General features: G+C 67.4%; 17 protein-coding genes and 1 pseudogene. 10 read left to right on the forward strand and 8 right to left on the reverse strand.

Annotation, left to right across the window (positions count from 1 at the left end; all coding sequences use genetic code 11):
* Positions 1-6: 6 nt before the first annotated feature.
* Positions 7-2,367 (reverse strand): DUF3772 domain-containing protein, encoded by a 2,361-nt coding sequence (locus AC3IPM_RS18120; protein ID WP_489304206.1) that lies wholly within the window; start codon positions 2,365-2,367, stop codon positions 7-9.
* 170 nt (positions 2,368-2,537) lie between these two features.
* The gene (locus AC3IPM_RS18125) at positions 2,538-2,786 is read right to left on the reverse strand and encodes a hypothetical protein (protein WP_489301626.1); all 249 of its coding nucleotides are present in this window, start codon (positions 2,784-2,786) and stop codon (positions 2,538-2,540) included.
* 184 nt (positions 2,787-2,970) lie between these two features.
* Here AC3IPM_RS18125 and AC3IPM_RS18130 point away from each other — a divergent pair, with 184 nt between their 5' ends.
* From AC3IPM_RS18130 to AC3IPM_RS18140, 3 genes are all read left to right on the forward strand, one after another.
* Positions 2,971-3,465, forward strand: coding sequence for a lipocalin family protein (locus tag AC3IPM_RS18130; RefSeq protein ID WP_489301627.1), 495 nt, complete (start codon positions 2,971-2,973; stop codon positions 3,463-3,465).
* Between the two features lie 5 nt (positions 3,466-3,470).
* Positions 3,471-4,682, forward strand: coding sequence for an NAD(P)/FAD-dependent oxidoreductase (locus AC3IPM_RS18135; protein WP_489301628.1), 1,212 nt, complete (start codon positions 3,471-3,473; stop codon positions 4,680-4,682).
* A 105-nt stretch (positions 4,683-4,787) separates the two neighbouring features.
* Positions 4,788-5,297, forward strand: a complete 510-nt coding sequence (locus tag AC3IPM_RS18140) for a hypothetical protein (protein ID WP_489301629.1) — start codon at positions 4,788-4,790, stop codon at positions 5,295-5,297.
* A 61-nt stretch (positions 5,298-5,358) separates the two neighbouring features.
* On the opposite strand, the gene AC3IPM_RS18145 is transcribed toward AC3IPM_RS18140, so the two are convergent.
* Positions 5,359-5,793: a PepSY domain-containing protein gene (locus AC3IPM_RS18145; RefSeq protein ID WP_489301630.1), complete on the reverse strand. Its 435-nt coding sequence runs from the start codon at positions 5,791-5,793 to the stop codon at positions 5,359-5,361.
* A 142-nt stretch (positions 5,794-5,935) separates the two neighbouring features.
* On the opposite strand from AC3IPM_RS18145, the gene AC3IPM_RS18150 reads away from it, so the two are divergent.
* From AC3IPM_RS18150 to AC3IPM_RS18160, 3 genes are read left to right on the forward strand one after another with little or no spacing between them, the layout of a single operon-like run.
* The gene (locus AC3IPM_RS18150; protein WP_489301631.1) at positions 5,936-6,235 is read left to right on the forward strand and encodes a PepSY domain-containing protein; all 300 of its coding nucleotides are present in this window, start codon (positions 5,936-5,938) and stop codon (positions 6,233-6,235) included.
* The gene (locus tag AC3IPM_RS18155) at positions 6,235-6,897 is read left to right on the forward strand and encodes a response regulator transcription factor (RefSeq protein ID WP_489301632.1); all 663 of its coding nucleotides are present in this window, start codon (positions 6,235-6,237) and stop codon (positions 6,895-6,897) included. The genes AC3IPM_RS18150 and AC3IPM_RS18155 overlap by 1 nt, the downstream gene beginning before the upstream one ends.
* Positions 6,894-8,219, forward strand: coding sequence for a sensor histidine kinase (locus AC3IPM_RS18160; RefSeq protein ID WP_489301633.1), 1,326 nt, complete (start codon positions 6,894-6,896; stop codon positions 8,217-8,219). Before AC3IPM_RS18155 ends, AC3IPM_RS18160 begins: the two co-directional genes overlap by 4 nt.
* A 55-nt stretch (positions 8,220-8,274) precedes the next feature.
* Here the strand turns inward: AC3IPM_RS18160 and AC3IPM_RS18165 are convergent, their stop codons facing one another.
* Positions 8,275-8,598 (reverse strand): DUF6122 family protein, encoded by a 324-nt coding sequence (locus AC3IPM_RS18165; protein ID WP_489301634.1) that lies wholly within the window; start codon positions 8,596-8,598, stop codon positions 8,275-8,277.
* 40 nt (positions 8,599-8,638) lie between these two features.
* Positions 8,639-10,528 (reverse strand): arginine decarboxylase, encoded by a 1,890-nt coding sequence (gene speA, locus AC3IPM_RS18170; RefSeq protein ID WP_489301635.1) that lies wholly within the window; start codon positions 10,526-10,528, stop codon positions 8,639-8,641.
* 191 nt (positions 10,529-10,719) lie between these two features.
* Between speA and speE the strand changes: the two genes are divergently transcribed.
* Positions 10,720-11,574, forward strand: a complete 855-nt coding sequence (gene speE, locus AC3IPM_RS18175) for a polyamine aminopropyltransferase (protein ID WP_489301636.1) — start codon at positions 10,720-10,722, stop codon at positions 11,572-11,574.
* A 134-nt stretch (positions 11,575-11,708) separates the two neighbouring features.
* Here speE and AC3IPM_RS18180 read toward each other — a convergent pair whose 3' ends face one another.
* Positions 11,709-12,614, reverse strand: a complete 906-nt coding sequence (locus AC3IPM_RS18180; RefSeq protein WP_489301637.1) for an aspartyl/asparaginyl beta-hydroxylase domain-containing protein — start codon at positions 12,612-12,614, stop codon at positions 11,709-11,711.
* A 509-nt stretch (positions 12,615-13,123) separates the two neighbouring features.
* Between AC3IPM_RS18180 and AC3IPM_RS18185 the strand changes: the two genes are divergently transcribed.
* Positions 13,124-13,777 (forward strand): RIO1 family regulatory kinase/ATPase domain-containing protein, encoded by a 654-nt coding sequence (locus AC3IPM_RS18185; RefSeq protein WP_489301638.1) that lies wholly within the window; start codon positions 13,124-13,126, stop codon positions 13,775-13,777.
* Between the two features lie 19 nt (positions 13,778-13,796).
* Here the strand turns inward: AC3IPM_RS18185 and AC3IPM_RS18190 are convergent, their stop codons facing one another.
* Complete coding sequence (locus AC3IPM_RS18190; protein WP_489301639.1) at positions 13,797-14,135, reverse strand: P-II family nitrogen regulator; 339 nt, start codon at positions 14,133-14,135, stop codon at positions 13,797-13,799.
* Positions 14,136-14,309: 174 nt separating this feature from the next.
* On the opposite strand from AC3IPM_RS18190, the gene ubiK reads away from it, so the two are divergent.
* Positions 14,310-14,570, forward strand: a complete 261-nt coding sequence (gene ubiK / locus AC3IPM_RS18195; RefSeq protein ID WP_489301640.1) for a ubiquinone biosynthesis accessory factor UbiK — start codon at positions 14,310-14,312, stop codon at positions 14,568-14,570.
* A gap of 30 nt (positions 14,571-14,600) precedes the next feature.
* On the opposite strand, the gene yidA is transcribed toward ubiK, so the two are convergent.
* Positions 14,601-15,440 (reverse strand): sugar-phosphatase, encoded by an 840-nt coding sequence (gene yidA, locus AC3IPM_RS18200; RefSeq protein WP_489301641.1) that lies wholly within the window; start codon positions 15,438-15,440, stop codon positions 14,601-14,603.
* Positions 15,441-15,629: 189 nt separating this feature from the next.
* On the opposite strand from yidA, the pseudogene AC3IPM_RS18205 reads away from it, so the two are divergent.
* Positions 15,630-15,935: pseudogene (locus AC3IPM_RS18205) on the forward strand (magnesium chelatase domain-containing protein); the annotation flags it as partial.
* Positions 15,936-15,983 lie beyond the last annotated feature (48 nt).

The following is a 15,983-nucleotide window of genomic DNA, read 5'->3' on the forward strand; positions in this document are numbered from 1 at the left end:
TACCGGCTACGTGCTGGGCGCTTCTGTGGGATCGCGGACCAGATGGATATCGGTCGGCGAGGACAGTGCGATCCCGGCCGTGGCGAAGGCCTGCAGCATGGTGAAGTACAGGTCGCTGCGCGCGCCGTACACCGCGCGCGGGCTGGAGACGTAGGCGAAGCTGTTGATCGCGATCTGCCCATTGGCGATCGAGTCGATGTACACCGACGCGGCCGGCTCGGCCAGCACGCTGGGGTGCTCGGCATAGGCATCCAGCAGGATCTGCCGCACCGCCGCCGGGTCGGTGCTCAGCGGCACCGTGAACTGGATCTGGATGCGGCCCTGCGCGTTACCCATCGTCATGTTGCGGATGGTCTTGGTGATCAGTTCGGAGTTGGGCACGATCAACGTGGATTTGTCGCCGACCTGGATTTCAGTCGAACGCACGCTGATCCGCTTGATGTCGCCTTCCTGGTCGCCCAGCTTGACCCAGTCGCCGATCTTCACCGGTCGCTCGGCCAGCAGGATCAGGCCGGACACGAAATTCTGGGTGATCGCCTGCAGGCCGAAGCCAATACCCACCGACAACGCGCTCACCACCAGCGCCAGCTTCTCAAAGCCGATGCCCAGTGCCGTCAGCCCCCACAGCACCGCCGCGATGATGCCCAGGTAGCGGGTGACGGTACTGATCGAGTTACGCGCACCGGCGTCCAGTTCGGTCTTGGGCAGGTAGGTATCGGTCAGCCAGCGCTGGAACGCCTGCATCACCGCCCAGACCACCACGAACACGAACACCGCATACAGCACGTCGCTCGGCTTGAGCGTGGTGCTGCCGATGGTCAGGCCCTTGCTGATCGAGTCCAGGCTGCCAAAGAAGGCGTTGAGGTTGCCGAACGGGGCGGCCAGCGCCAGCACCGCCAGCACGATCACGCCAATGCGCAGCACCGCCGACAACAGCACCCCGGCCTGCTCCACCCGGGCCTCGCTCAGCCCGGTGGTGAGCACGATGCTCTGCCCGATCCGGCTGACCGGCGACAGCATCCAGGTGGACAGGTCGTCGGCGAATTTCAGCAGCAGCGAGGCGGCCAGCAGCACCACCGCGCCCCACACCAACTGCTGGGCCACGAACAAGGCGAAATTCAGATAGCCCAGCAGGGTGGCGATCACCGCCGCGCCAACGACCAGGTGACCGGCCAGGCGCGCCAGCACGATCCAGCCGCTGCGGCGCTGCGGGCCCTTGGCCTTGCCGTCGGAGTGCGCCTGCGCCTCCAGCCGTGCCTCGGCCTCGGCGGCCTGGCGCCGGTGCAGCCGCGCCAGCGAGACCAGGATGGCGATGATCAGGCCCATGTAGGTCAGCGCGATCAGCCCGTCCACGGCTACCGTGGTGATCGCGCTGGTGCGCGAGGCCCGGTTGATTTCCACCAGCAGGATGCCGAAGAAGGTCAGCCCGGCCGCACCCCAGGCGTACTTGCGCAGCCGCCAGGCCGCGCTGTCATCGAGGGTCAGCAACCGCCACGACGGCCGCTTGGGCACCAGCAGGCACGCGCTGAGCGCGGTGATGAACGCCGCCACGAACGTGGCCACCTGGAAATGCAGGGCCAGCTGTTGCAAGCGCGGTGGAATCGCGCCGATCGTCTCCAGCGACGCCACCAGCACCACGGCGGCGAAGCCCGGCAGCAGCGTACCCACCGCCAGCAACCATACCGCCAGCCCGGAACGGCGCAGCCGCCCATCCGGGGCACGCTCGGAGGCCGCATAGCGGCGGCCCAGCGCGCGCAGCCACAGCCGCAGCGGGAAGAACATCAGCAACGCCAGCACCAGGCCGGTCAACGGCGCACCCCAGCCGTGCTGGTCGATCGCCTTGCGCGCGGTGGTTTCGCCCTGGCGGTACAGCGCGGCCAAGCGCTGGAAGTCAGCCGGCACGTCGGTGGCGAATTTGCGCCACAGCGACGGTGACAACGGGGAGTTCACCTTGCGCGCCAGCTCTTCGCTGAACTGCGAGACGCGCATCTTCTCGATATCGGTGACGAGCTGCTTGGCATCCACCGCCAGCAGCTTGGAGCGCGCCACCGCCGAGGCGATATCGGCACGCTGCTGGTTCAGGCCTTTGCGCTGCTGGGCCAGCTCACGGGCCTCGACCGTCCCCTCGGGCACCTCGCCCAGCTGCGACAGGCGCGTATCGAGCTGCTTGAGCTCCGGCTCCAGGCCGGACTGCGCCGCTTCGGCATCGCGCTGCACCGCCAGCGCCCGGTCGGACAGGTCCTTGAGGGTGTCCGGGGTGTCGGCATCGTCCAGCGAACTGCGGATCGCCTTGAGGTCCTTGTCTGCCTGGGCCAGCTGCGCGGTCGGATCCAGCGCGGCGGCATCGTCGCCCTGGGCAAACGCCATCGGGGCCGCGCCCAGCCAAGCGCACAGCAGCAGCCCGACCAGCGGCCGCAGCAGGGAAGAGAAAAGACGGAAAGACAAGCGCGCACCGCTGGGTTCGCGCGGACCACCGCGCCTGCTGCGAACTATAAACCCGCCTCTGTCCAGAACGGGTATGCGGGGGCGGCAGGGCCTCAGTACTTCAGGCGCAGTTCTTCCACCTGCGGCTGCAGGCCCATGTACCAGTCCTGGAACTCTTCCTCGCTGATCTCGTCCGGCGCGTATACCGCGATCGGGTCCCAGGCATGGTCGGTGGGCAGGGGCTGGCGCGGGCCGGCCCGCAACGAGTAGGTCACGCCCTCGTGCTCGACCACGTCCTCCACCGATTCCCACTGCGCACGCGCAAAACCGGTTTCGCTTTTGAGCAGAATCACCTGATACATCACCGCACCTCCTGGAGAGCGACACGGACCTGCGGTCCGCCTGCGCCCAGCATAGCGCCGCGCCCATGGCCGGCCGATGACGTGCCGGCAACGCAGCGTTCTCGACACCGCCCTCGCCCGGGCTTCACCCGCCCATGGCAGTGCCGTGGGGCATCGTGGCGTGGACCTTCCCACCGCGCATTCGATGAACACACACGCCGAACTGAAGACCGTGCACGACCTCAAGCTGCCCCGCTACCTGGGCACCTGGTATGAGATCGCCCGCCTGCCGATGAAGCACGAACCGGAGGACTGCACCGATGTGTCCGCGCACTACAGCCTCAAGGACAACGGCCACGTGGCCGTGCTCAACCGCTGCCGGCTGGGCGATCAGATCGAGGAAGCCGAAGGCGAGGCCTGTGCGCTGGACCACGACAGCGCGCGGCTGGCGGTGAGCTTCCTGCCCCGCGGCCTGCGCTGGATCCCCTTCACCAAGGGCGACTACTGGGTGATCCAGGTGGCGCCGGACTACAGCGTGGCGCTGGTGGGCAGCCCGGACCGCAAGTTCCTGTGGTTGCTCTCACGCACCCCCACGCTCGACAGCACCGTGCAGGCGCACTACCTGGCGCAGGCGCGGCAACAGGGCTTCGACCTGACCGCGCTGATCCAGACCCCGCACACCGGCCGGCCCACGGCCTGACCGGCATGGACCTCAAGAGCGGGTATCCCTTCTGGGCCGTGCGCAATGGGCTGATGCACGCCTTCCCGCCACTGCGGCAGGACCTGCAGTGCGAGGTGCTGGTGGTGGGCGGCGGAATCAGCGCTGCGTTGATCGCCAACGAACTGCACGCGCACGGCCACGACGTGGCGGTGATCGAACAGCGCGATATCGGCTGGGGCAGCACCGCGGCCAGTACCGCGCTGCTGCAGTACGAGATCGACACCCATCTGGTCGATCTGGCGCAGCAGTTCGGGCTGGACAATGCGCTGCTGGCCTACCGTGCCTGCGCCGAGGCGATTCCCGCGCTGCGCGCCGTGGCCCGCGGCTTCTCCGGGGTGGACTGTCATCCCATGCAGAGCCTGTACTACGCCAGCAAACGGCGCCACCACGCGGTGCTGCAGGAGGAATTCGCGCTGCGCCACCGGCACGGTTTCGACGTGCGCTGGCTGGAGGCCGATGCGCTGCAGGATGCGTTCGGCATCGACGCCCCCGGCGCCATCCTCAGTGCGCTGGCGGCGCGGGTGGATCCCTATCAACTCGCCTACCGGCTGCTGATGCGGCTGCAGAAGCAAGGCAGCGGCATCTACGACCGCACCACGCTGCAGACTCTCACCCCCACCCCGCGCGGGGTGACGGCCACCACCGTCGACGGCGCGCGGATCCGCTGCCGGCAGGTGGTGCTGGCCACCGGTTATGCGGGCCAGCACTGGCTGCAACAGAAGGTGGCACGCAACCGCAGCAGCTATGCCTTCATCACCGACCCGATCGACCCGGCGCTGCTGGGCGCCTTGACCACCACCATGGTGTGGGAGTCGGCGCGGCCGTATCTGTACCTGCGCAGCACCGGCGACCATCGCCTGCTGGTGGGCGGTGAGGACGACGCGGTGGATATCCCGGCGCGCCGCGACCGCCGGGTCCAGGCCAAGGCGGCCACGCTGATGAAGCAGGTGGCCCGGCTGTTCCCGCAGCTGCCGCTGCAACCGGCGTTTTCCTGGGGTGGCACCTTCGCCGAAACCGCCGATGGGCTGCCGTTCTTCGGCCCGCACCCGCAATGGGGGCCCCGGGTACTGTTCGCCATGGCCTACGGCGGCAACGGGATCACCTATTCGATGATCGGCGCCGGGCTGCTGCGGGCCACGATCGAGCGCCGCCGCCATCCGCTGGCCGCGCTGTTCGGGTTTGGCCGCCTGGGGTAAAGTTCCGGGGGTCAGCGGTGCCATGACAGGCATCATTCAAACAGCAGCTGCTAGCGTCAGCGCTGTCAGCCGCCTGCCTGCTGCCCGCCCGTCCCGGAGCCCCTCATGATCCGCTCGCTATCGCTGCTGCTGTGCCTGCTGGCCCCCGGCGTCGCCCTGGCCCAGTCCGCAGCCGGTGCCACCGGCCCGCAGTCGGCCACCGATCTGAACCTGGCACTGCCGCCGGCGCCGATGCAGTACCTGGGCGATGCCTCGCTGCGCGGTGATCCGCCGGGCACCTTCTATGGTGACAAGAGCGGCCGCCGGGTCAGCGACCGCGGCGCGGCCAATGGCATCGCCACCGTCACCGACGACAAGCTGCGGGTCAACGGCAGCGTCACCACCGGGATCGGCTACGCCAAGAATTTCGGCAACACCCATTACAACGCCGCCGAGTTGAACCTCAACAAGAACTACACCACCGACGAGGGCAAGACCCACAACCTCAACCTCAACATCCGGGTCAGCGAGGGCAAGGGCCCTGGTTTCTACGGCCCGTATGGCGGTTATGGTGGCTATGGCGGTTACGGTCGCGGACCCGGTTACTGGGACTACCCGCCGCCGGCCGGCTGGTAAGGCGTCACACTGAAACGGCCGGGGCAACCCGGCCGTTCTGCATTGCAGGCTGCGCTGGGGCTCAGTCCCACCAGCCGTCGCGCTTGCTCGACAGCACCCGGCCATCGTGGCCGCTCATGCGCACGTCCACGCGCTGGTTGCGCGCGTTGCGGGCTTCCAGCTTCCAGGTCGCACCATCGCGCTCGAACGATTCGACCTGACGGAAACCGGCCTTGTCGGCCAGCGCCAGGATCTGCCCGGCATCGAGCAGCGTGCGGCCACTGCGCGGGTCGAAGATTTCGCCGTTGGCCGGGTCGATGATCACTTCCTCGAAGCTGCCATCGGCGCGGCTCACGTCCGCTTCCCACAGCCCGTCATCGCGCTCGAGTTCGTGCACCTGGGTGTAGCCGGCCGCCTTCAGCTTGGCCTGCACCTGGGCGGCGGACAGGTCGGCGGCGACGGCAGGGGTGGCCACCAGGGCGGCGGCAAGGGCGGCGGCAATCATCAGCGTGTTCATGGGGGTGCTCCAGTAGGGGGACCGGAGGATCCCGGCGCCGCCAGTCTGGCAAGCCGACCTAACCGGACCATGAGCGCCCTTGTTAGACACTGTTTAAACAACGCGCGTATACCGTTCACATCCCTTTTGAGCTCGCGTGCACATGTCTGTCCTGTCGCTGTTGTTGCCCCTGCTGCTGAGCACCTCCCCGCAGGACGCCACCCGCGTGCTCGACGGCGGCGCGCGCCAGCAGGAGGCCGTGCGCCAGGCGGTGCGCCAGGGCAAGCTGGTGCCCTTGCAGCAGGTGGTGGCCGATGCGCTGCGGCGCTACCCGGGCCAGCTGGTGGAAGTGGAGCTGGACGATGGCAAGTACGAGATCGAGATCCTCGGCCCCAATGGCGTGGTGATGGAGCTGGACTATGATGCCCGCAGCGGACGCCTGCTGAAGATGGAAGAAGATTGATGCGGATCCTGCTTGCCGAGGACGATGCCGCGCTGGCCAGCCGCCTGTGCACCTTGCTGGAGCAGGCCGGCTATGTGGTGGTGCACAGCGCCGAAGGGCGCGATGCCGAGTACCAGGGCCAGATCGAGGACATCGCCGCGGCGGTGGTCGACCTCGGCCTGCCGGGGCTGGATGGGCTGAGCGTGATCGAGCGCTGGCGCCAGGCCGGGCGCGACTTCCCGGTGCTGGTATTGACCGCACGCACGCGCTGGCACGACAAGCTGGCCGGCTTCGACGCCGGTGCCGACGACTACCTGACCAAACCGTTCCAGCCCGAAGAGCTGCTGCTGCGGCTGCGTGCGCTGATCCGGCGCAGCGCCGGCCACGCCCACCCGCGGCTGCAGTGCGGGCCCCTGGTGCTGGACGTCAACGCCGGCCGCTTCGAACTGGACGGCGACGCCCTGTCGCTGAGCCCGCAGGAGCAGCGGATCCTGGCTTACTTCATGCACCATCCGGACATCGTCATCAGCCGCTCGCGGTTGGGCGAGCATGTCTATGACGCCGGTTTCGACCCGGACTCCAACACCCTGGACGTGCTGATCGGGCGGATCCGCCGCAAGCTCGGCATCGAATTGATCCATACCCATCGCGGGCAGGGTTTCCGCCTGTCGGCCACGCCATGAACACCGGCTCGCTGCGCACCCGGCTGCTGCTGGCCGGCGGCCTGGGGCTGCTGCTGGTGTCCGCGTTGGCCACGTGGTGGTTGGGCGCGATGTTCGAACGCTCCGCACGCACCGCGATGGACCAGCGCCTGGGCAATGAACTCATCGCCGTGCTGGCACTGGCTGAAAGCAATGCGCAGGGCCACGTGCAACTGCGCCGCGAGCTGGCTGACGAGCGCTACCAGCGGGTGTTCTCCGGCTCCTACTGGCAGATCCAGGACAGCACCGGGCAGCCATTGGGCCAGTCACGCTCGCTGTGGGATGAAACCCTGTCCATCCCGGCCGCCGTGCAGACCGGCGCGGCACGCAGCTATGACACCCTCGGCCCGCTGCAGCAGCCGCTGCGCGCGCAGGTGCAGCAGGTAACGCTGCCGCGCGTGCCCATGCCGCTGCGGGTGGTGGTGGCCACCGACCGCAGCACGCTCGATGCGCAGGTGAGTGCCTTCCGCCAGCGCACCGCACTGGCGCTGGCCGTGCTGATCGCGCTGTGGTTCGCGGTGCTCGTCACCCAGGTCCACTACGGGCTGCGCCCGCTGGCCGAACTCAGCCGCATCGCCGGCCAGGTCCGCAATGGCGAGAACGTGCGCTTTCCGCAGCAGGGGCTGGTCAAGGAAGTCGCACCGCTGGCGGCGCAGCTCAACGACCTGCTCGACCACCACCAGCGCATGATGCAGCGCGCGCGGCGCAGCGCCGCCGACCTCGCCCACGCGCTGAAAACACCCCTGACGGTGCTCACCACCGAAGCCGAAAGCGATGGCAGCGACTGGCGCCAGACGCTGCGCAGCGAGACGGCGCGCATGCAGGCCAGCATCGACCGCTACCTGGCCGCCGGCATCGGTGCGGACAGCCAGCAGCGCACCGTGGCCGCACCGGTGATCAATGCGCTGTGCATGTTGATGCAGCGCGTGCACGCCGAGCGCGACCTGCGCTTTGCCTACGACCCGAACGCACAGGGCCTGTTCGCCGGTGCGCGCGAAGACCTCGAAGAGATGCTCGGCAACCTGCTCGACAACGCCGGCAAGTGGGCCGCGCATGAAGTGCGGGTCCGCCTGCAGCATGTGGGCAACCAGCTGCGCATCGACGTGGAAGACGATGGTCCGGGCCTGCCCGAGGCGGAACTGGAGCGCGTACTCGAGCGTGGCGTACGGCTGGATCAACGCGCACCGGGCAGCGGGCTGGGCCTGGCGATCGTGGCCGATATTGCCGAGAGCTACGGCGGCCGCCTGGTGCTGGCCAATACGCGGCCGGGGCTGCGGGCGACGCTGACGTTGCCCGCGGGGTAAACCGCGACGTCGCCGCGGGGTCGCCGCGGGGTCGCGAGCCGGCCAGCGGCCGGCACTACCGGGCGTGGTGCATCCACCAGCAGTCGATGGCATCGAGCACGATGTGGATCATCAGCCCGATGCCGAACAACCGGGTTTTCTTCGGCACGCACAGCCCCGCATACACGGCGATGGCCGGGGCGGTATGCAGCGGATGGAAGCCGATGCTGCAGCGGTTGGGGGCGTAGATCGGGTCGGCCAGCAGGTGGTCCAGGTCGATGATCCAGCCCAGCAACAGCAACACCCATGCCGACAGGAACCGCTTGCGCCAGAACATCCAGGCCAGCAACGCGGGCACGGCCGCGTGCAGGCACAGATGGAAGATCGCGCGGGCGCTCATGGCGCCCGCGCATGCCGAGCGTTGCCCGGCACCGCCTGGATCACACCAGCGGCTCGTCGGACAGGTAGGTGTACCCGGTCAAGCCGGCTTCCAGTGCCTCGGACAGTTCCTGCGCGCGCGCCGGGCTGAGGTTGGCCGCGGCCACGCGCTCGGCGTAGGACGCACGCAGGTCGGCCAGGCTGTAGCCCACGTAATCCAGCATCACATCGGTGGTGTCGCCGCGGCGCTGCTGGGTGATCGCGTAGCCATCGGCGTCGGCCAGCACTTCCACCGCGTCGGTATCGCCGAACAGGTTGTGGATGTCGCCGAGGATTTCCTGGTACGCGCCGACCATGAAGAAGCCGATCCGGTAGCTTTCACCGGACTTCAGTGCGTGCAGCGGCAGCGAGCTGTCCAGGCTTTCGTTCTCGACATAGGTCTTGACCATGCCGTCCGAATCGCAGGTCATGTCGGCGATGATGCCGCGACGGTCCGGCTGCTCGTTCAGGCGCTCGATCGGCACGATCGGGAACACCTGGTCGATGGCCCAGGCATCGGGAATCGATTCGAACACGCTGAAGTTGACGAAATACTTGTCGACCAGGCGCTCGTTCAATTCGTCCAGCGCCGGGCGATGGCTCTTTTCGTCGTAGCTCAGGCGCGCACGCACCGCATGGGCGATGGCATAGAACAGGTCGTCGATGCGCGCACGCTGCGGCAGGTCGATCTGGCCCAGCGCATAGCTGGACAGGCCTTCGGCATGGAAATGCTGGGCTTCCTGGAACAGCTCCACGGCCGGGCGCTGGTCCAGTTCGTCATGGATCTCGCGCAGGTGGCGGATCGCGGCCGGCTCGTCGTCGTGCTGGTCCGGCACGCGGCCTTCCTGCGCCTGTTCCACTTCGGACACGTTGGCCACCAGCACCGCATGGTGCGCGGTCATCGCGCGGCCGCACTCGGTGACGATCCGCGGCGGGGTCAGGCCGTGCTCTTCGCAGGCGTTGGCCAGCGGCTGCACGATGTTGCTGGCGTAGGAAGCCAGCCCGTAGTTGATCGAGCAGAAGCTGCGCGAACGGGTGCCTTCGTAATCCACGCCCAGGCCACCGCCGACATCGACGTGGGTGATCTTGGCACCCAGCCGCGACAGTTCCACGAAGTAACGGGTGGCCTCGCGCATGCCGTTGGCGATATCGCGCACGTTGGAGATCTGCGAGCCCATGTGGAAATGCAGCAGGCTCAGGCAGTCGGCGTATTCGGTGTCGCGCAGCGACTTCCACAGGTCCAGCAGCTGGCGCGGGGACAGCCCGAACTTGGCCTTGTCGCCGCCGCTGTTCTGCCACTTGCCCGCGCCCAGCGAGGCCAGGCGCATGCGCACACCCAGGCCCGGCTTGACGTCCAGTGCCTTGGATTCCTCCAGCACCAGCTTCAGCTCGGAGGGCTTCTCGATCACGATGAAGGTCTGCAGGCCCAGCTTGCGGCCGATCAGGGCCAGGCGGATGTACTCGCGGTCCTTGTAACCGTTGCAGACGATCAGCCCACCCGGGCGCGACAGCGCCAGCACGGCCATCAGCTCGGGCTTGCTGCCCGCTTCCAGGCCGAAACCCTCGCCGTGGTGGCTGGCCAGGGTGCCGGCTACGCCACGGTGCTGGTTGACCTTGATCGGGTACACGGCCGTGTAGCCGCCGCTGTACTCCCAGTCGGCCTCGGCCTGCGCGAAGGCGGCCTGCAGCTTGCCCAGGCGCTGGCCCAGGATGTCCGGGAAGCGCACCAGCATCGGCAGTTTGGCCCCGGCGGCGCGTGCGGCGTCCACGATGGTCGGCAAGGACACCACCGGGCCGTCCTGGCCTGTCGGTCTCACCACCATGTGCCCCGCCGGATCCACGTCGAAGTAACCATCCGCCCAATGCGGAATCGAGTAGGTCTTACGGGCTTGGTCGAGGGACCAATCGGTCATTTCAGTGGGCCTGAACAGCGAAAAGGGCGTGCATGATAACGCCTGTGTCGCCAAGGGTCCGTTACAATCCGCGCCCGCGCCTGTTCCGGAGCTTGTCCAAGCCTGAACGGGACGCCGTCCGGATGTGGCTGTTGCCACGCGGCCCGTGCCGCCAGCCCGGCTCCTCACCCTCCGAACAGGACCGTTTTTCCATGACTGACAACAACAACTGGTACATCGAGCACTTCGAGCGCACCGGCTCGGCCATCGGCTACCGCCTGAAGGGCAAGCTGGATGAGGTGCAGTCGCCGTTCCAGAAGATCGAGATCTTCGCGACCACCGACTGGGGCAACCTGATGACCATCGATGGCGCCATCATGTTGACCAGCAAGGACAACTTCTTCTACCACGAGATGATCAGCCACCCGGTGCTGTTCACCCACGCCGCGCCCAAGCGCGTGGTGATCATCGGCGGCGGCGACTGTGGCACCCTGCGCGAAGTGCTCAAGCACCAGGGCGTGGAGAGCGTGACCCAGTGCGACATCGACGAGCAGGTCACCCGCATGGCCGAGAAGCACTTCCCGGAACTGTGCGATTCCAACCACGACCCGCGCGCCGAACTGATGTTCGATGACGGCGTGGCCTACATGGTCAACTGCCCGGAAGGCAGCGTGGACGTGGTGATCGTGGATTCCACCGACCCTGTCGGCCCCGGCGAAGGCCTGTTCAACAAGGCCTTCTACGCCAGCTGCTTCAAGGCGCTGAAGGATGACGGCATCCTGGTGCAGCAGTCCGAGTCGCCGCTGATGCAGCTGGACCTGATCAACGAAATGCGCACGGAAATGGGCAAGGCCGGCTTCGGTTCGTTCAAGACCCTGCCGTTCCCGCAGCCGTGCTACCCGACCGGCTGGTGGAGCGTGACCCTGGCGCGCAAGGGCCAGAGCAGCTTCGACTTCCGCCAGGCCGATTCGGCCGCCAAGACCTTCGACACGCTGTACTACACCGCCGCCCTGCATACCGGCGTGCTGGTGACGCCGCCGTTCGTGGCTTCAGCCCTTCAGGGCTGAAGGGCGTACCGACCGAGGCCGATGATCGGTACCCACCGCGGATGACAACAAAAAACCCGCGCTGTTCGCAGCGCGGGTTTTTTGTTGCTCCGGTAGTGCCGGCCGCTGGCCGGCAACCTCACAATCCTTCGGGCTCAGATCGCCCAGATCCCGGCAATCACCGCCAGCACCAGCCCCCACTTGATCACCTGGTAGGCCACCACGCTGCGCTCGCGCAGCGCCTTGGCCTTCAGCCGCACCTTGTACACGCCACCGAACGCCTTGTTGACGCCCCCGGTGGGGTCGCCCGGCAGGTTCGGCGATGCCCCACCGGCCAGCAGCGTGGCGGCCACCGCGCGGTTGAACAGCCCCGGCAGGCCGAAGTGCAGCGGGCGGGCGATATCGCAGAACAGGATCACCCGGTCGTGCTCGGTTTCGTTGTGCGCATGGTGGATGTAGGTCTCATCGAACATCATCCACTCGCCGTCGCGCCAGCTCTTCTTCACCCCGTCCACCACGATGTAGCACGCATCGTCATTGGGCGTGGCCAGGCCCAGGTGCAGACGCAGCGAACCGGCAAACGGGTCGCGGTGCGGGCGCAGCTCGCTGCCCGAGGGCAGCTGGGCGAACATCGCCGCGCGCACGTCCGGCAGCGACTCCAGCAGCGCGGTGGTCTTCGGGCACAGGGTCTTGGCCGAGGGATGCGACGGGCCGTACCACTTCAGGTAGAAGCGCTTCCAGCCACGCCGGAAGAACGAGTTGAAGCCGGCATCGTTGTAGGTGCTCGAGGCGGCGATCTTGTCCGCATCGCGCAGCGCCAGCGCCTCGTCGCGGATCATCGTCCAGTTCTGGCGCAGGACCTCCAGCTGCGGGAATTCCTTGCCCGGGTCCAGGAACGGGGTGGTCGGCACCTTGGAGAACGCGTACATCACCACGTTGATCGGGGCCATGAAGCTGGAATGGTCCAGCAACTGCCGCGACCAGCGCGCACGCACCTTGCCGCGGTAGTGCACATACAGCACGCACGCCACGAACAGAACCACCAGGATTATCTTGATCATCGAGCATCCACCGGCCATGGCCGGAACCCAAACGGGGGGAAAGGGGACGCACGGCCGGAGCCGGCCTGCATCCAGGGGGCCATGCGTGACGGGGGCGTACCGGCGGGTGCGGTCGAGCCACGCATGTCGTGTTCAACCGGACTATGGTCGGCACCGGCCCGGTTGCGGTCAAGCGCCTCCGACACCGCGTTCATGTGCCCCGAAGGTCCGCCAGCCGTGCGTTTGACGCCATGGCCGGGCGCACAGTCGCTTCGCGCGAGCCCATGAATTACTGCAACATCATGATTTAAAAGAAGAACATCCATCTTCGCCACGCCGCCGCCACGGTCTCGACGCCATCGCGCGCGACAATCTGTTCTACACCCGGTTACGACATTTTTCCGACAAATTGTGGATTCGTGTACTGCCGAGTACTAAAATTAACGAAATCTTAGTACTTCCCGATCCCCAGTAGCAGCACCGGTACGCCTGACGCTTTGCGCCGACCGCCGGGTCGCCCAAGAAACGTCATGACTCTTCCCTGCTCCCCGTGTCAGCCCGACACCGCCCCCGCGCAGCTGCTCAAGCGCGGCGAGCGCCTGCTCGAACCCGATGTCTACCGCACCTGCCTGAACGGCCAGCAGGCGGTGGTCAAGGATTACACCCGCTACCGCGGCACGCCCCTGTCCCCGGTCGCGCGCCTGCTGGTGCGCCGCGAGGCGCGCATCCTGCAGCGACTGAGCGGCTGGAAGCATGCCCCGGCCCTGCTCGGCACCATCGGCGGGCTGGCGCTGGGCATGGAGTTCATCCCCGGCCAGACCCTGAGCGCGGCGCAATCGGTGGGCGTGGAGGTGTTCGAACAGCTGCAGTACGCCCTCACGCGCCTGCATGCGGCCGGCATCACCCACAACGACCTGCATGGCACCAACGTGATGGTCAGTGGCGGGGTGCCGGTGCTGGTCGATTTCACCTCGGCCTGGCGCAGCCCGCGCTGGCTGCCGGTGCACCCGGTCTCGCGCCAGCTGCGCCGCAGCGACATGAAGAACCTGCTCAAGATGCGCCAGCGCCTGACCGGCGTGCGGCCCACGCCCAGCCAGGCCGCATTGGTCGCCGATCCACGCTGGGTGGCCGGCGTGCGCGTGGCCTGGAAGCGCTTCTACCGCTGGTTCAAGGGCCACGCCTGAGCGCGGCTGGCCGGCGTGCTTACAGCGCGTCGGCGTCCAGTTCACCGGTGCGGATGCGCACTACCGTGCCCAGGTCGTAGACGAACACCTTGCCGTCGCCGATCTTGCCGGTGCCGGCGGCCTTGACGATGGCTTCCACCACCTCCTCGACCTGGGTGTCGGTGACCGCGACCTCGATCTTCACCTTGGGCAGGAAATCCACCACGTACTCCGCGCCGCGGTACAGCTCGGTATGTCCCTTCTGGCGCCCGAAACCCTTGACCTCGGTGACCGTGATCCCGGTGACGCCACGCTCGGCCAGCGCTTCGCGCACGTCATCGAGCTTGAACGGCTTGAGCACCGCCATGACCATCTTCATTCGACCGCTCCTGTGTCTCTCGCGAGCGAGGATAACGCCTGTCCCCCGGTGAACGCGATGCACCCGGCCGATGCCAGCGCGCACGCGGGGGATTATCCTTGGCGCATCCCCCCATCAGTGCGGGCGCGCGCCGGTCCCACCGACCCAGGCGCCGACCCCGCAGCGGAGCACAGCATGATCGACCTCAACCACCTCGACGACCTCGCCCGCCGCCTCAGCGACATGGTCCCGCCGGGCCTGCGCCAGTCGCGCGAGGAACTCCAGGCCACCTTCAAGAACGCCCTCCAGGCCGGACTGGGCAAGCTGGACCTGGTGACCCGCGAAGAATTCGACGTGCAGCGTGCGGTGCTGTTGAAGACCCGCGAGAAGCTGGAGGCGCTGGAAAAGGTGGTGGCGGGGTTGGAAGAGAAAGCTGGCGACACGCCAGCCGTGTAGTAAATGCGGGAGTGGTTCCGGCAGGGCGCGTCAGGCGCCCTGCAGCACAAACCGTTCAATCGCCAACGCTACCCCGTCCTCGGCATTGGACGCGGTTTCAAATCGCGCAGCTTCCTTCACGGCCGCAATCGCGTTGCCCATCGCGACGCTGGTGCCCGCGAACTGCAGCATGGTCAGGTCATTCTCCTGATCGCCCAGCGCCATCACCTGGCTGCGATCCACGCCCAGATGTTCGGCCAGCTTCTGCAGGCTCGGCCCCTTGCCCGCGCGGTGATCGAACACTTCCAGGAAGAACGGCGCGCTTTTCAGCACCGCGAAGCGCTCGGTGAGCGCGGCGGGCAGGCGCTGGATCGCCGCATCCAGCACCGCCGGCTCGTCGATCATCATCAGCTTGATGAACTGCATCGTCGGGTCCATGTCCTCCACCCGGCGGTACGACAGCGGCACGTGCGACAGGTGCGAATCAGCCACCGTGTAGATGCTGATGTCCTGGTTGGGCGTGTACATCCGGTGGCCGTCCAGCGCCTGGAAGTGGATGCCCAGCGCGCGCGCCACCTGCTCGCAGAACAGGAAATCCTCGAAGCTGAGCGGGTACTCGACCACACGCTGGCCAGTGCCGAGGTTCTGCACCACCGCACCATTGCAGGCAATGCAGTACTCCTGATCGCCGTCGATGCCCAGCTCGTCCAGGAACGGCGCCAGACCCGACACCGGCCGCCCGCTGGCGAGCACCACCTTGACGCCCTGCGCGCGGGCGCGGGCGATGGCCTGCTTCACCCGCGACGTGAGCTTGTGAGCGGGGTTGAGCAGGGTGCCGTCCATGTCGATGGCAATCAGTTGGACCGGGGCCTGGGGGTGCTGCATATCCATTTCGATCAACGGGTGTGGTGCACGGGGGAGGCCCAGTCTAGCCGCTGTGTGTGGCGGGACGGGGCAGCGTTGGCGACCTCGCCTCGGCGGAACGGATCCCGGCCCCACACACCGCCACGGCGTTGGCCTACAGACCTGGCACCGCTGCCCGGCCATGCTGGCTGCCTCCTTGATGCTTCTGGAAGCTGCATGTGCCTGGCGCTGGTCCACAGCCGTGCCCGCGTCGGCATCAACGCCCCTGCGGTGCGGATCGAAGTGATGCTGACCGGCGGCCTGCCGCATACCCAGATCGTCGGCCTGCCAGCCACCGCCGTGCGCGAATCGCGTGACCGCGTGCGCGCCGCGCTGATCTGCTCGCAGTTCGAGTTTCCGCAGCGCCGCATCACCATCAACCTGGCCCCGGCGGACCTGCCCAAGGAGGGCAGGCCCTTCGACCTGAGGTGCTGCTTGCGGTCTGCGAAGGGCGCTGATGGATGCATGGCGAAGCAAGGTCAACGATCGTGCTTAAGTGATAGCAATAGCATTGCATCACGTCGGAGCGCC

Source organism: Stenotrophomonas sp. GL_111 (assembly GCF_057835245.1).

Excerpts from the sequence above, each read along its gene's own strand:
- AC3IPM_RS18120 (WP_489304206.1), bottom strand. The coding sequence starts at position 2,367 with ATGGCGTTTGCCCAGGGCGACGATGCCGCCGCGCTGGATCCGACCGCG.
- AC3IPM_RS18125 (WP_489301626.1), bottom strand. The coding sequence starts at position 2,786 with ATGTATCAGGTGATTCTGCTCAAAAGCGAAACCGGTTTTGCGCGTGCG.
- AC3IPM_RS18130 (WP_489301627.1), top strand. The coding sequence starts at position 2,971 with ATGAACACACACGCCGAACTGAAGACCGTGCACGACCTCAAGCTGCCC.
- AC3IPM_RS18135 (WP_489301628.1), top strand. The coding sequence starts at position 3,471 with ATGGACCTCAAGAGCGGGTATCCCTTCTGGGCCGTGCGCAATGGGCTG.
- AC3IPM_RS18140 (WP_489301629.1), top strand. The coding sequence starts at position 4,788 with ATGATCCGCTCGCTATCGCTGCTGCTGTGCCTGCTGGCCCCCGGCGTC.
- AC3IPM_RS18145 (WP_489301630.1), bottom strand. The coding sequence starts at position 5,793 with ATGAACACGCTGATGATTGCCGCCGCCCTTGCCGCCGCCCTGGTGGCC.
- AC3IPM_RS18150 (WP_489301631.1), top strand. The coding sequence starts at position 5,936 with ATGTCTGTCCTGTCGCTGTTGTTGCCCCTGCTGCTGAGCACCTCCCCG.
- AC3IPM_RS18155 (WP_489301632.1), top strand. The coding sequence starts at position 6,235 with ATGCGGATCCTGCTTGCCGAGGACGATGCCGCGCTGGCCAGCCGCCTG.
- AC3IPM_RS18160 (WP_489301633.1), top strand. The coding sequence starts at position 6,894 with ATGAACACCGGCTCGCTGCGCACCCGGCTGCTGCTGGCCGGCGGCCTG.
- AC3IPM_RS18165 (WP_489301634.1), bottom strand. The coding sequence starts at position 8,598 with ATGAGCGCCCGCGCGATCTTCCATCTGTGCCTGCACGCGGCCGTGCCC.
- speA (WP_489301635.1), bottom strand. The coding sequence starts at position 10,528 with ATGACCGATTGGTCCCTCGACCAAGCCCGTAAGACCTACTCGATTCCG.
- speE (WP_489301636.1), top strand. The coding sequence starts at position 10,720 with ATGACTGACAACAACAACTGGTACATCGAGCACTTCGAGCGCACCGGC.
- AC3IPM_RS18180 (WP_489301637.1), bottom strand. The coding sequence starts at position 12,614 with ATGATCAAGATAATCCTGGTGGTTCTGTTCGTGGCGTGCGTGCTGTAT.
- AC3IPM_RS18185 (WP_489301638.1), top strand. The coding sequence starts at position 13,124 with ATGACTCTTCCCTGCTCCCCGTGTCAGCCCGACACCGCCCCCGCGCAG.
- AC3IPM_RS18190 (WP_489301639.1), bottom strand. The coding sequence starts at position 14,135 with ATGAAGATGGTCATGGCGGTGCTCAAGCCGTTCAAGCTCGATGACGTG.
- ubiK (WP_489301640.1), top strand. The coding sequence starts at position 14,310 with ATGATCGACCTCAACCACCTCGACGACCTCGCCCGCCGCCTCAGCGAC.
- yidA (WP_489301641.1), bottom strand. The coding sequence starts at position 15,440 with ATGGATATGCAGCACCCCCAGGCCCCGGTCCAACTGATTGCCATCGAC.